This is a genomic window from Telluria sp. GW821-FHT07G12 (genome assembly GCF_059418525.1).
Genome location: NZ_JBWKQA010000009.1, coordinates 70,739 through 84,108 on the forward strand (window position 1 = coordinate 70,739; position 13,370 = coordinate 84,108).

The 13,370-nt window shown below is 67.2% G+C and carries 11 protein-coding genes; 7 read left to right on the top strand and 4 right to left on the bottom strand.

Features of this window, described 5'->3' with window-relative positions; genetic code table 11:
- The first annotated feature begins 107 nt into the window (after window positions 1-107).
- Window positions 108-875 (top strand): substrate-binding periplasmic protein, encoded by a 768-nt coding sequence (locus AC07PE_RS25065; protein ID WP_498769668.1) that lies wholly within the window; start codon window positions 108-110, stop codon window positions 873-875.
- Between the two features lie 4 nt (window positions 876-879).
- Here AC07PE_RS25065 and sugE read toward each other — a convergent pair whose 3' ends face one another.
- Window positions 880-1,200 carry a quaternary ammonium compound efflux SMR transporter SugE gene (gene sugE, locus AC07PE_RS25070; protein WP_498769670.1) on the bottom strand — a complete coding sequence of 107 codons (321 nt, stop codon included), beginning with the start codon at window positions 1,198-1,200 and terminating at the stop codon, window positions 880-882.
- Between the two features lie 167 nt (window positions 1,201-1,367).
- Here sugE and AC07PE_RS25075 point away from each other — a divergent pair, with 167 nt between their 5' ends.
- A complete protein-coding gene (locus AC07PE_RS25075) occupies window positions 1,368-2,432 on the top strand; it encodes an alkene reductase (protein WP_498769672.1) in 1,065 nt (354 codons plus the stop codon).
- Here the strand turns inward: AC07PE_RS25075 and AC07PE_RS25080 are convergent.
- Window positions 2,423-4,009, bottom strand: coding sequence for an FAD-dependent monooxygenase (locus tag AC07PE_RS25080; protein WP_498769674.1), 1,587 nt, complete (start codon window positions 4,007-4,009; stop codon window positions 2,423-2,425). The two genes, AC07PE_RS25075 and AC07PE_RS25080, sit on opposite strands and share 10 nt — an antisense overlap.
- 418 nt (window positions 4,010-4,427) lie before the next feature.
- Here AC07PE_RS25080 and pepN point away from each other — a divergent pair, with 418 nt between their 5' ends.
- The 3 genes from pepN to AC07PE_RS25095 all read left to right on the top strand — a co-directional run bounded on the left by pepN (window position 4,428) and on the right by AC07PE_RS25095 (window position 10,147).
- Window positions 4,428-7,070: an aminopeptidase N gene (pepN, locus tag AC07PE_RS25085; RefSeq protein ID WP_498769676.1), complete on the top strand. Its 2,643-nt coding sequence runs from the start codon at window positions 4,428-4,430 to the stop codon at window positions 7,068-7,070.
- Window positions 7,071-7,368: 298 nt separating this feature from the next.
- The gene (locus AC07PE_RS25090) at window positions 7,369-7,848 is read left to right on the top strand and encodes a hypothetical protein (RefSeq protein ID WP_498769678.1); all 480 of its coding nucleotides are present in this window, start codon (window positions 7,369-7,371) and stop codon (window positions 7,846-7,848) included.
- Window positions 7,849-7,945: 97 nt separating this feature from the next.
- A complete protein-coding gene (locus tag AC07PE_RS25095) occupies window positions 7,946-10,147 on the top strand; it encodes a TonB-dependent receptor plug domain-containing protein (RefSeq protein WP_498769680.1) in 2,202 nt (733 codons plus the stop codon).
- A gap of 7 nt (window positions 10,148-10,154) precedes the next feature.
- On the opposite strand, the gene AC07PE_RS25100 is transcribed toward AC07PE_RS25095, so the two are convergent.
- The gene (locus AC07PE_RS25100; protein WP_498769682.1) at window positions 10,155-10,520 is read right to left on the bottom strand and encodes a hypothetical protein; all 366 of its coding nucleotides are present in this window, start codon (window positions 10,518-10,520) and stop codon (window positions 10,155-10,157) included.
- Between the two features lie 134 nt (window positions 10,521-10,654).
- Between AC07PE_RS25100 and AC07PE_RS25105 the strand changes: the two genes are divergently transcribed.
- Together AC07PE_RS25105 and AC07PE_RS25110 are read left to right on the top strand one after the other, a co-directional pair.
- Window positions 10,655-11,524, top strand: coding sequence for an endonuclease/exonuclease/phosphatase family protein (locus AC07PE_RS25105; RefSeq protein ID WP_498769684.1), 870 nt, complete (start codon window positions 10,655-10,657; stop codon window positions 11,522-11,524).
- 104 nt (window positions 11,525-11,628) lie between these two features.
- Window positions 11,629-12,078 (top strand): acyl-CoA thioesterase, encoded by a 450-nt coding sequence (locus AC07PE_RS25110; RefSeq protein WP_498769686.1) that lies wholly within the window; start codon window positions 11,629-11,631, stop codon window positions 12,076-12,078.
- On the opposite strand, the gene pcl is transcribed toward AC07PE_RS25110, so the two are convergent.
- On the bottom strand, window positions 12,062-13,282 hold the full coding sequence (pcl, locus tag AC07PE_RS25115; protein ID WP_498769688.1) for a 4-coumarate--CoA ligase: 1,221 nt from the start codon (window positions 13,280-13,282) through the stop codon (window positions 12,062-12,064). The genes AC07PE_RS25110 and pcl overlap by 17 nt on opposite strands.
- Window positions 13,283-13,370: the final 88 nt, after the last annotated feature.

The following is a 13,370-nucleotide window of genomic DNA, read 5'->3' on the forward strand; positions in this document are numbered from 1 at the left end:
CGCGGGGTGCGGCTGTCGCTTGCAGGCCCCGGATAAATTGATTGGCGCGCAGTGTATAGGCGCTTCGTGCGACAATCCTGCGGCTTGCAAAAATAAGAACGATAACAATGAAGAATGATAAAAATGCGGCATGGCGCCGGCTCGCGTTCGCCCTCGGCCTGGCGGCAAGCGGCGCCACGTCGGGCATGGACGTGCGCGTCGCGGCCCAGGAGGCGATCGCCCCGAAATGGTTCCAGCTGCCGGAGCGGGCGGCCGGCATCTGCCCGGACATCATGGCCGCCATCGAACGGGTCGAGCCGCGCCTGCATTTCACGGGCTACCGCCGCAGCCGCTCGCTGCCGGGGATCGAGAACGGCCTGGAAACGGGCAGCCTGGACGCTGCCTGCGCGCTGATCCCCTCACCGCGGCGCCGCGCGATCGCGGTGCCGGTCGGCAAATCCGTGTACCTCACCCGCCACATGCTGGCGGCCCGCGCCGGCGATCCCGCCGCCGTGCGCGACATGCAGGACCTGGTGCGCCTGGGGGCGCTGGTCACCAGCCAGCGCGGCTCGGTATTCACGGACACACTGAAGGCGGCCGGCGTGCGCGTCGACGACGCCAGCGACGACAACCGCCTCAACCTGCACAAGATGCTGGGCGGGCATGGCCGCTTTGCCTATGTCAACGAGCTGACCCTGAAACATTACCTGCGCAGCGAAAAGCTGGAGGCGCGCGTGCGCGTTCTGCCGGTGGTGCTGGGCGCCGAAGCTTCCTATTTCTGGGTCAGCCGCAAGGCCGATCCGGCCCTCGCCCCCATGCTGGGCGCCGCCATCGACAAGCTCAAGGCCGATGGCGAACTGGATCGCATCTTTGCTTACTGGGCCGCGCAGCCCTGAAGCTTCAGGCCGGCGCCAGCAGTTTCAGGCCGACGATACCGGCCACGATCAGCCCGATCGACAGCAGGCGCAGCGCCCCGGCCGGCTCGCCCAGCATCACCATCCCGAACACGGCGGTGCCGACGGTGCCGATGCCGGTCCAGACCGCATAGGCTGTACCGAGCGGCAAGGCGCGCAGCGCCAGGCCCAGCATGCCGACACTGCCCGCCATCGTCGCCAGGGTCAGCACGGACGGCCACAGCCGGGTGAATCCGGCCGTGTATTTCAGGCCCACGGCCCAGCCCACTTCCAGCAGGCCGGCGATCACCAGATACGCCCAACTCATCATCTTCTCCGTTCATCCGCAAACAAAAGCCGGCAAGTATAGCACCGCTCGCCACACGGAATTTGTGACTCCCAAGCAAAAATGGAGCAGTCTCGGCAGGATTTTTTCGTGTGTCGTAAGATGGCGGCTCCTTACTGAATTCCCAGTCAACAAGAACAGGAGTACTGATGACTACGTTGTTTGATCCCTTGAAAGTCGGCGCTCTGGAACTGCCGAACCGCATCGTAATGGCGCCGCTGACCCGCTCGCGCGCCGCCGGCGAAGGCCGCGTGCCGAACGCCCTGATGGCCGAATATTACGAGCAGCGCGCCTCGGCCGGCCTGATCCTGTCGGAAGCGACCTCGGTGACCCCGATGGGCGTGGGCTATGCCGACACCCCGGGCATCTGGTCCGACGAGCAGGTCGAAGGCTGGAAACTGGTGACCGACGCCGTGCACAAGGCCGGCGGCCGCATCTTCCTGCAGCTGTGGCACGTGGGCCGCATTTCCGATCCGCTCTTCCTGAACGGCGACACGCCGGTGGCACCGTCGGCCATCAAGCCGGCCGGCCACGTCAGCCTGGTCCGTCCGACCAAGGACTACGAGACCCCGCGCGCACTGGACCTGGAAGAGATCCCGGGCATCGTCGCCGCCTACCGCAAGGGCGCCGAGAATGCCAAGAAAGCCGGCTTCGACGGCGTCGAGATCCACGGCGCCAACGGCTATCTGCTCGACCAGTTCCTGCAAGATAAAACCAACCAGCGCACCGACGCCTACGGCGGTTCGATCGAGAACCGCGCGCGCCTGATGCTGGAAGTCACCGATGCCTGCATCGCCGTGTGGGGCGCCGACCGCGTCGGCATGCACCTGGCGCCGCGCCGCGACGCGCACGACATGGGCGATTCGACCCCGCTGGAAACTTTCGGCTACGTCGCCCGCGAGCTGGGCAAGCGCGGCATCGCCTTCATCTGCGCACGCGAAGCGGTCGGTGGCGACTCGCTCGGTCCTGAACTGAAGAAAGCCTTCGGTGGCGTCTACATTGCCAACGAGAAGATGACCAAAGAGTCCGCCGAGCAGCTGCTGAGCAAGGGCGATGCCGATGCGGTTGCTTGGGGCCAGTGGTTCATCGCCAATCCGGACCTGCCGGCGCGCCTGAAGCAGAACGCGCCGCTGAACCCGGCGCGCCCGGAGAAGTTCTACGCCCCGGGCCCCGAAGGTTATATCGACTATCCGGCGCTGCAGGCTCAGGCCTGATCGATCAGGCGCCTGATCGCCGATTCCAGGACCTCGCCCGCGTTGGCGGGCAGGTCCGTCGAGCGCCAGGCGACGATGCCGTCCGGGCGCACCAGCATCGCCCCCTCCTCGCCCAGCCGGTAGCGCACTTCGAAGCTGCCGTCCGCCGGGATGTCCACATCCGTGCAGACACGGATTGCCGTGAACGGCAGCCGCATGCGGCCGGCCACTTCAGCCGCCGCCTGCATCCAGCGTTTCTCCCGCGTCAGCAGCACCAGCGAACGGCCAAACAGGTCTAGGGTCGACACGCGTGCCCCATCCCGCTCTATCCACACATGCGGCGCCCGTGTGCCTGGCTGCCCCGCCCACTCATCCGGATGTGCCGCCGGCGGCAGCGCCGGCCCTGCGCCGATGACCGCCGACGAGCGCACCAGCTGCCCCAGTTCCATTGCCTCGTTGCCGTACAGGATTTCATTCCCCAAGGCATTACCAGCCCAGGACGCATAGTCGGGGCGCGCGAACGTCTGTTGATGCCGCAGCCAGCCGATCGGCTCGCGCTCCTGTTGATAGGTGCCGAGAAGGCGCGGCCCCGCGTGTCCTTTTAGCACCCACTCGAGTTTCCAGGCCAGGTTCCACGCATCCTCGATACCGGTATTGGCGCCAAAGCCGCCGCGCGTGGGCGGCAGCTGATGGGCGGCGTCGCCGGCCAGGAAGACGCGGCCCTCGGCATAGCGCTCGGCGATGCGGCCGGCCATCTCCCAGCAGCCAGTAGCCAGGATCTCGATGGCAAAGGGCGCACCGAGCGCCCTGCCAACCAGGCGCCGCAGCTCCACTTCGTCGCGCCCGCTGTCGTCGTCGAACATCAGTACCCAGCGTCCGTCGCCGTACGAGGTCAGGAAAGCCCGGAAGTCAGGCTGTTCGATATTGAATTGCTGGACGCCACGCTCCAGGAAGGGCTCGGCTTCGCGGCACCTGAACAGCACGCTGCGCAGGGTGCGCAGGTGGCCGACGCCGCGGCGCCGGATGCCGAGGGCTTCGCGGATGGGACTGTCCGCGCCGTCAGCGGCGACCAGGTAGGCCGTGCGAATGGTCCAGGTCCTTCCGCTGTCGCGCTCGCGCACCTCGACGCTGACGCCATCGGCATCCTGCACGAAGCCGAGCATCTCCACGCCCTGGCGCAGGTCGGTCCCGCGTACGGCCGCTTCGGCGCGGAGGATGGGCTCGAGTTTGTCCTGCGCGATCGCGGCGCCGCTACAGGGCGAGGCCGTGCCGGCATGCGCGCCGTCCTGCCCCGGGGTCCAGCTGGACTCGCCGTACCACTCGCCGGCCAGACTGACTGCGCGGACGCGGCGCAGGCGCATGCCCGGCGCGACTTGCGGAATCCGATCGCCGATACCGACGGCGCGGTAACACTCGAGCGTGCGCTCGGTGAATCCGGTGGCGCGCGGATGGACCGCGCTGCCGTGGTGTTTTTCGATCACGATGGTCGACACGCCGCGCCAGGCGAGAAAGAGGGCCGCCGATAAGCCGACCAGGCTGCCGCCGACGATCAGTACGTCGGTGCGTTCGGGGGTATGGGTAGAAAGATGGGATTGCATGAATCGTCCTTGTCGATGATGCCGCAGGCACGGCGAAGGACGAGCGAGGCTTCCCGGGACGGAAGGACGGCGAATCGGGCGAGGGCCGGCCTGTCGACGGGAAGTGGACGCGCGTCCGCCTTCCGTCGTGGTCCGCGGCCCCTCAGGGCTGGAATTTGACTCCCGCTGCTGCAGGAGCTGACCGGGGCTCACCACGCCGGTCCACCTTTTTCGACGACGCAAGCATAAGGGAAAGCCAACCGCGCCGCAAGATGGCGCCAAGATATATGCATGCATATATCGAAAGGTCGCGTCTTCCCTTTCCAGCCGTTGAAGCTAGCAAAAATTCGCCGTTCGGGCTCCCATACCGATACGAATAATGTTGCTGACATGCTATTCTTGTGCGATCCATTCCTCGTTAATCCTCGCAAGGACCGCCGTGAACATCTCCGCTCTTCGTCTGCTGCCGCTCGCCATCGCCACCGCGCTGGCCTTCACCCCCGCCGCCCAAGCCACTACCATGGCCGCCCGCGCCGAGAACGCCTTCCTGTCCCAGGGTGACGCCGCCGCCCGCGCGGCCCGCGTCTCGAACGTCGACTACGTGCTCGACTTCACCCTGACCGGCAAGGAAAGCTTCGGCGGCACCACGAACCTGAGCTTCGACCTGAACGACGCATCGACCCCGCTGACCGTCGACCTCGACAAGGCCACCGTCAAGTCGGTCACCGTCAACGGCAAGAGCGTCACCCCGCAGTACAACGGCTGGTTCGTCACCCTGGCCGCGCAGGACCTGGTCAAGGGCCGCAATACGGTGTCGATCGTCTACGAGCGCCCGCACAGCACCAACGGCGAAGGCCTGCACCGCATGGTCGACCCTGTCGACAAGCGCGTCTACACCTACTCGCACTTCGAGCCGGCCGCCGCGCACCAGATGTTCGCGGTGTTCGACCAGCCCGACCTGAAAGGGACCTATCAAGTCAACGTGACGGTGCCGGCGGACTGGGAAGTGATCTCGACCACGCGCGAGACCAAGGTCGAAGCGGACGGCGAGGCCAAGCGCTGGACCTTCCCGAAGACCAAGAAGCTCAGCCCCTACAACTTCTCGATGCACGCCGGTCCCTACAAGAAATGGGAAGACAACAGCGGCAAGTACCCGATGCGCCTGTTCGCGCGCCAGTCGGTGGCCGCGCAGATCAAGCCGGCCGAGTGGTTCAAGTACACCAAGTCCGGCCTGGCTTTCTTTGACGACTACTTCGGCATCCCCTACCAGTTCGAGAAGTACGACCAGATCCTGGTGCCGGACTTCCTGTACGGCGCGATGGAAAACGCCGGCGCGATCACCTTTGCCGAAGCCGGCTTCATGTACAAGGCCGACATGACCTCGCAGCAGCGCCAGAGCCTGGCGTCGGTGATCATGCACGAGATGGCCCACCAGTGGTTCGGCGACCTGGTGACCATGAAGTGGTGGAACGGCCTGTGGCTGAACGAAAGCTTCGCTTCCTTCATGGGCACCCTGGCGACCGCCGAAAGCACCGAGTTCAAGGACGCCTGGCGCTCCTTCTACTCCACCGGCAAGCAAGGCGCCTACGTGCAGGACCAGAGCTCGACCACCCACCCGATCGAAGTACCGGTGCCGTCCACCCAGAATGCCTTCGACAACATCGATGCGATCACCTATTCGAAGGGCGCCTCGACCCTGATGCAGCTGCGGCACCTGCTGGGCGCGGATGTGTTCCGCAAGGGCGTCCATAACTACCTGGTCAAGTACCAGTTCCGCAATGCCACTCTGGACGACTTCATCGGCAGCCTGGGCGAAGCCGCCGGCCGCGACCTGAAAGGCTGGACCAAGGAATGGCTGTACCAGCCGGGCGTGAACACCATCGCCGCCAACTACAGCTGCAGCGGCGGCAAGATCAAGTCCTTCAGCCTCGAGCAATCGGGCACCAAGCAGTTCCCGACCCTGCGCGAACAGCGCGTGCAGGTCGCCAGCTTCCGCATGGACGGCAAGCAGCTCAAGCTCGACAAGAAGATCGCCATCATCTACAAGGGCGCCAAGACCACGGTGCCGGGCATGGTGGGCGCGTCCTGCCCGGACCTGGTCTACCCGAACTTCGAGGACTGGGGCTTCGTGAAGGTCCAGCTGGACAAGCGCTCCTTCGACACCGCGCGCGCCAGCCTGGCCGGCGTCGACGATCCGCTGCTGCGCGCGATGCTGTGGCAAAGCCTGTGGGACGGCGTGCGCGATGCCAAGCTGCCGCTGAACGAATTCATCACCACCGCGCTGAACAACGCGCCGCAGGAGAAGGATTACACCCTGCTCGGCGACGTGCTGGGCAAGGTCGGCGCCGCCAAGTACTACCTGACCGCCGGCGACCCGAACGGCGCCTACACCCAGCAGGCCGGCCGCCAGCTCGAGGACATGGCCTGGAATGCCGCCGTCGCCGCGAAGGGCAATGACGACTTCCAGCGCCGCTGGTTCGGCACCTATCTCGGCATGTCCAGCTCGCGCCCGGCCCTCGACCGCCTCGCCGCACTGCTGGACGGCAAGCAGACCCTCGACGGCCTGACCATCAACCAGGACCTGCGCTGGTCCATCATCGCGCGCCTGAACCGCTTCGACTATCCGGGTGCGGCCGAGCTGGTGAAGGCCGAGCAGGAACGCGACAAGTCGGACAGCGGCCAGTCCGCGGCCCTGGCGGCAACCGTGTTGCGCCCTGACCCGGCGGTGAAAGCCGAGTGGCTGGGCACCATCCAGGACACCAAGACCAAGCTGCCCTTCTCGAAGGTGCGTACGGCCATGGGCAGCCTGTATCCGGCCGAGCAGAAGGCCCTGGCCGAGCAGACCGCCGACCAGCGCCTGGCCAAGCTGCAGGAACTGGACAAGACCGCCGGCCCGGTCTTCATGCGTTCCTACGGCCCGAGCATGATCCCGGCCAGCTGCACCCCGGCCAGCGTCAAGCGCCTGCAGGCGGCCAGCGAGCAGATGAAGGACCTGTCCGCCGGCACCCGCCGCGCCTTGACCGGCACGCTGGAAGAAGACCAGCGCTGCGTCGCCATCAAGCAGGCGATGACGGCGAAGTAAGCGGACACGCCGCATGCACTACGGCGCCGGCGCGGCAGGTTTCCCGAACAGGAACCGGACTGCGCTGGCGCTGATTTTTTGCATGCATATATTGGCCTTGTTTGCCTGGATGCGGCAGCGGCCGGTGTCCCTGCCTGTGCCGAATATGCCGCAGGTGGTGTCCATCCTGCTGCGGCCTCCGGCGACTCAGCCCAAGCCCGCTCCCCCACCCGTAGAAACATCCCTTCCGCCGCCACGGCCCCGAGCTCTGCCGCCGCCAACCGGTTTCCTCAACGGGCCGCCAGCGTCCCTCAAAGCTTTGCCCTCCGACGATACAGCCGCGCCTGCTGCACCTGCCCCGGGTCCTGCCGCGACGACGGCCGCGCCCGCGCCCGCGCCCGCGCTCGACGATGCGCGCGCACCCGCCACCGTCCAGGATGCGATCCGCGAGCAGAAGGAAGCCGAGGGCGGCTTCGGCCTCAATCTCGCCAAACGCCAGGCCGGCCGCATCGACCGCGAGCTGCGCAAGGGGAAATCCGGCGTTCCGGACGAGCCGGACACGCCGATGGGCCGCTTCCGGCGCGGTCTGGAACAGGCCTACAACGACCGCTCGAAAGCCGTCTACGAAGACAGCTACACCTCGCCGGATGGCGTGATCACCTATCGCAAGCGCATCGGCAACGCCACCATCTGCCGCCGCAGCGGCAGCATCGGCCCGCTCGGAATGCGCGGCATGCTGCTTCCCAATGAAGCGGGCGACGTGCCCTGCCCCAAGGGCGCGCAGTGGAAAAAGGACTAAGCGCGAGCCACATGAGCTGGAAGTATTGAGTTCTTGCTAATAGCAATGTTGAATGCTACTGTTCAGCATACTCAACTTCCCCGAGGTTTAAGGCATCGTGTCCAGCGCCCCCCATTTGCTTCGCAAGAAGCTGCTTGCCGCAGCCGTCGCGGCCACCCTCGGCACCGCCCCGGTCCACGCGCAACAGACCGCAACTGCCAAGGACGACGGCGCGGCCAGGGACAACAAGACACAGCAGGTCCAGGTGCACGGTGCGCTCGAAGCCTACGATCCGCGCCGGGACGACACCGCCGCCAAGATCGTGGTCAACCGCGACGAAATCCTGAAGTACGGCGACACCAACCTGCTCGACGTCCTCAAGCGCGTGCCCGGCGTGACGGTCAGCGGCAGCGGCGGGCGCGGCAGCGAGGTGCGCATGCGTGGGCTGGGTGGCGGCTACACCCAGATCCTGATCAACGGCGAGAAAGCGCCGCCCGGCTTCACGCTCGATACCCTGGCCCCTGACCTGATCGAACGCATCGAGGTGCTGCGCGCCGCCAGCGCGGAGTTCTCGACCCAGTCGATTGCCGGCACCATCAACATCGTGCTGAAGAAGACCGTCAAGGCCGGGCAGCGTGAACTCAAGCTCGGCTATTCCCATGCGCGCGACTTCAAGGGACCGAACATCGACCTGCAGCTCGGCGACAAGGCGGGCGCGCTGTCCTGGTCGCTCACGGCCAGCGTCAGGCGCGAGCACTTCTCGCGCACCGTCCACAACGTCGAAGAGCACACCGATCCGGCCGGCATCGAAGACGGCCTGCGCCTGGCCCAACTACCGGAGAGCGGCGGCATCACGATGCTCAACCTGAATCCGCGCCTGATCTGGAAGTTCGAGAACGGCGACACCCTGATCTTCCAGACCCTCGCCAACGTCAACCGCTTCCACAACGAAGTCCATACCCTGGTCGACACCGTGCTGGGGATGCCGCCGGCCTATCCGGACCTGGTCGAGACCTCGAGCGCCGTCCAGAAGCTGCTGCGCCAGGAAGTCAACTGGACGCACAAGTATGCTTCCGGCGCCAAGCTCGACGCCAAACTGACGGCGACCGCAGGTGAAAACCCCGTTGCGAGATACCGCACGGGCGCCAGCAGCGACCATGCGGGCGCCCTGCATGAGGTGCTCCTGGTGCACAACAGCGTGCACGGCCTGAGCACGCTGGGCAAGTTCACCAGCGCCAGCTGGGAAGGCCACGCGCTCGCCTTCGGCTGGGACGGCGGCTACCTGACCTCACCTGACTCCCGCCTGGACCGCGACTACTACCAGCCCGACGTATCCCTGCCTGACGGTGACCAGTACAACACCGCGAATCTCACGCGCCTGGCGCTGTACAGCCAGGACGAATGGAACGTCACGCCGCAGTGGTCGGTCTACCTCGGCGCGCGCTGGGAAGGCATCCGGACCCGGGTCGAGGGCCACACCTTCGCCACCGTGCATAACCGCTCGAAGGTGCTCAGTCCCCTGTTTCAGACCCTGTACAAGATCCCCGGAACCAAGGGCGACCAGTTGCGCTTCGCCCTGACCCGCACCTACCGCGCGCCGGTCGTACAAAGCCTGATCCCGCGCCGCTTCAACGCGGTCAACAACAGCCAGACCGATCCCGATTCGATCGGCAACCCGAACCTGAAACCGGAGCTGGCGCTCGGCGTCGACACCGCCTGGGAGCATTACTGGGCCGAGGGCGCGCTGGTATCGGTCAGCGCCTCGGCGCGCAACATCGATAACAACACGCGCAGGCTGACCGTGCTGGAGGACAGCCGCTGGGTGTCGCGTCTCGTGAACACCGGCCATGCGCGCACGCGCGGGCTCGAGCTCGAGACCAAGTTTCCGCTGAAGGCCGTGATCGACACCGGCACTGCGCTCGACCTGCGCGCCAACCTGTCGCGCAACTGGTCGAGCGTCGACGGCGTTCCCGGACCGAACAACCGTCTGCTCGACCAGACGCCTTTGTCCGCCACGCTGGGCGCCGATTACAAGCGAGGGGCATTCAGCGCCGGCGGCAGCTTCGTCTTCAAGAACGGCGGTGAAGTGCGGGTGTCGGCCAGCCAGGTCAGCTACGAGAGCGTGCGCCGCGACCTCGACCTGTACGGACTGTGGAAGTTGAACCCCACGACCCAGCTGCGCCTGGCCGCCTCCAATCTGCTGGGCCAGGACTACATCAACGAGAGCAGCTACACCGTGGCCGGCAACGGCACCCAGCGCAGCCGCACCGTGTATCTCGGTTCGCCGACCCTGCGCGCGACGCTGGAGTTGAAACTGTAAGCCGTGCTCAGCGCCTGCCCCCGCGCTCAGGCTCGGGCGCGGGCGGCTCCTGCGGCGTCGCCGGCCCCGCGCACATCTCGGCCACCCGCGCCCACGCCCCTTCCGCCTGGCAGCCCAGCGGCGGGTTCTGCTGCAGCAGCCGGCCCAGCTCGACCGGCTTCATCTGATTGACGCTCACGTTCGGGTTCAGCTTGATGCACATGACGTCCTGCCATGCGGCCTGGACGTTGCGCGGAATCGGGATCGGTCCGCGCAGTTTTTCCGCCATGGCCTCGCAAGACGCCTTGTTCTTGAACTCGCCGTGCAGATTGGCCTGGTCCAGGGTCACGTCCAGGCCCGACTGCAGGTACAGCAACAAAATCATCGTGTACATCGATACTCCTGCAATGGACGAATGCTTGACCACATAAGCGTCCGGATGTTCCCCGGCGCACGCCTGAGCCGGATCAGCCCCGTTCGCGCGCCATGTTTTAGCCTGAGGGCCTCGACGTTTTTCAAGGCGCAGCCATGTTCAGTGTCCTCACCTGGAATATCCAGTCCGCACGCTCACCGGCCGGCGGCGCCGACCTCGACGGCGTACTGGCCTGTCTCGACCGCTTCGCCCCCGATGCCGATGTGCTGTGCCTGCAGGAAGTGGCCTGCGGCTTCAGGGCGCGCGACGGCAGTCCCGGCGGCGACCAGTTCGCCGGCCTCGCGCGGCGCCTGTCCGACTGGCCTTGCGCGAGCGCCTATGCGGTCGACACCCTGGCGCCGAACGGCAGCCGCCGCAGGCTGGGCAGCATGGTGTTCTCGCGCCGGCCCATCGTCCAGGTGCTGCGCCACAGCCTGCCATGGCCGGCGGACGCCGTGCCCAGCATGCCGCGGGTGGTGCTCGAGGTGACGCTGGACACGCCGCTGGGCCGGCTGCGCCTGCTGAACGCCCACCTCGAGTACTCTTCCGAGCGCCAGCGCCTGGCCCAGGTGGAGGCCTTGCGCGCCTTGCAGCGCGAAGCCTGGTCGCACGCGCGCCAGCCGCGCAGCGACGCCGGGCCCGGCGGCGATCCGGACTCGCCCTTCGCCTTCGTGCCGCGGCCCGCGCCGGCGCTGCTGCTCGGCGACTTCAACATGCTGCCGGGCTCGGGCTCCCACCAGGCCCTGCTTGCGCCTTTCGAGGACGACACCCGCGATCATGCACCGCCCTGGCGCGACGCCTGGGCGCTGGCGCATCCCGGCCGTCCGCATGAGCCCACGGTCGGGCTGTACGACAGCGGCGGATCGCCCTTCACCTTCGACTATGCCTTCGTCAGCGCCGAACTGGCCCCGCGCGTGCGCGGGCTGCGCATCGGCGACATGGCGCGCGGCTCCGACCACCAGCCGCTGCTGCTGGAGCTCGGCTAGGCGGCGCCGGTGCTGTTGCCAAGGTCGGAAACCGCTTCCTGGCGTGTGGCATGGACGGCCTGTAGAATGGCCGGCCCGACCGCAACCGCCAGGAAGGAAGCATCTTGAACTGGGATTATCCGCACCCCTTCACACTGCCGCGCGTGCCCGAGGCCGCCGACATCGATGGGCTGAACCACACCAATAATGCCGTCTACGTCCGCTGGTGCGAGCAGATCGGCTGGGCCCACTCGGAGCAACTGGGACTGAGCCTGGAGGATTACCGGCGCCTGGACCGCGCGATGGCGATCCGGCGCGGCGAATACGACTACATCCTGCCGACCTTCGCGGGCGAAGAACTCACCCTCGCCACCTGGCTGGTGAGCGGGGACGGCAAGCTGGCGATGGAGCGCCGCTTCCAGCTGGTGCGCAACAGCGACGGCGCCACGGTGCTGCGCGGGCGCTGGGACCTGGTCTGCATCGACATCGCGGCCGGCAAGCCGCGCCGCATGCCGCCGGAGTTTTTGGATGCTTACATGCCGGCGATCGTTTCCGGCCCTATATCGAATCAATAATCCAGTCGGACGGCTTGCCGTTGGCCTGGCGCGGCAGGCGCTCGCCAAAGCTGATCGCGGCCGGCCGCTCGGCGGTGTTCAAACGCTCCGCGCACCAGGCCAGCAGCTCGACGCGCAGCGCCTTGCGGCCGGCGTCATCGGCGGCATCCCGTGGGATCACGAAGGCCTTCAGGCGGCGCCCCTCGTCCGGCCGCATCAAACGCACCGCAGCCTCGGCCACACGCGGATGCATGCACAAGACCTCCGCCACATAGGACGGAAACACGTTCACGCCGCCCACCTGCACCGCCGCGTCGATTCGTCCCGCCGGTTGGAAGCGCCGCTCGTCGTCCCATGCCAGCTTGTCCTGCAGCGGATAGCGCGCCCTGCCGCCATCCGGCAGCGTGCGCGCCAGCTCGGCCGGCGCATCGACGCGCGACCAGTACGGCAGCAGGGTGAACGCGGCGCCCGCCTCGAAGCGCCAGCCGACGCCGCCAGTCTCCGAACTGCCGTACACCTGCAGCAGGCGCAGGCCGGCATCCGCCAGTTCCTGCGCCAGCGGGTCCGGGCATGGCGCGGTCGAACTTACGCCTATCACGTCGTCGGCAAAGCGCGGGCCCAGGCGCGCGGCCTGCTCCCACCAGCCTGGATGGGCCACGATCAGGTCGCCGGGCCGCGCCTCGCGCAGGGCGGTGGCCGGGGTCGCGCTCCGCAGGTCGAGCACCTCCCCGGCCATGCCCAGCGCGCGCGGCAGCAGCACGGTAAACAGGAAGCCGTAGATGTGGTGGCTGGGCACCTGGCTGAGGATGCGGCGGCGGCCCGGCAGCAGGCGCGCCAGTTCCTGGGTTTCCTGCCACAGCAGCGCGAGAGTATGTGTGCAGCGCTTCGGGCTGCCGGCGCTGCCCGAGGTGCGGAATGTCAGCGCACCCGCGTCAAGCCGCAGACTGTCCCGGGCTGAATCCACCCAGTCGCCCAGGCGAGGCCGCGCCAGCAGGCGCTCGTCCACCCCGGCGCGCTCGAGGTGCAGGGCCTCGGCCAGCGCTGTGCCCATACCCAGCAGCTCCAGCGAATCGGCGCCCAGCTCGCGCACGAAGTCGAGTTCGCGCGGCCAGGGCTGCGGCGCCGTCATGCGTCCGGGCCTGGCCTGCGCCAGCTCCGCCGCCAGCACGTCGCTCACGACGCGCAGCACGGCGTGCTCGTTCTCCCACCAGTCGAAATTCGTCATGTGTTGTCTATATTATCCAGAGCGCCGCAGATGGTGCAGGCTGCCCGGCCGCCTGTCAATCTGCGCCCTCTTGCATCAATGTCACAGG

Bases quoted from the DNA above. Each gene is read 5' to 3' on its own strand.
- AC07PE_RS25065 (WP_498769668.1), top strand. From the start codon at position 108: ATGAAGAATGATAAAAATGCGGCATGGCGCCGGCTCGCGTTCGCCCTC.
- sugE (WP_498769670.1), bottom strand. From the start codon at position 1,200: ATGAGTTGGGCGTATCTGGTGATCGCCGGCCTGCTGGAAGTGGGCTGG.
- AC07PE_RS25075 (WP_498769672.1), top strand. From the start codon at position 1,368: ATGACTACGTTGTTTGATCCCTTGAAAGTCGGCGCTCTGGAACTGCCG.
- AC07PE_RS25080 (WP_498769674.1), bottom strand. From the start codon at position 4,009: ATGCAATCCCATCTTTCTACCCATACCCCCGAACGCACCGACGTACTG.
- AC07PE_RS25100 (WP_498769682.1), bottom strand. From the start codon at position 10,520: ATGTACACGATGATTTTGTTGCTGTACCTGCAGTCGGGCCTGGACGTG.
- AC07PE_RS25105 (WP_498769684.1), top strand. From the start codon at position 10,655: ATGTTCAGTGTCCTCACCTGGAATATCCAGTCCGCACGCTCACCGGCC.
- pcl (WP_498769688.1), bottom strand. From the start codon at position 13,282: ATGACGAATTTCGACTGGTGGGAGAACGAGCACGCCGTGCTGCGCGTC.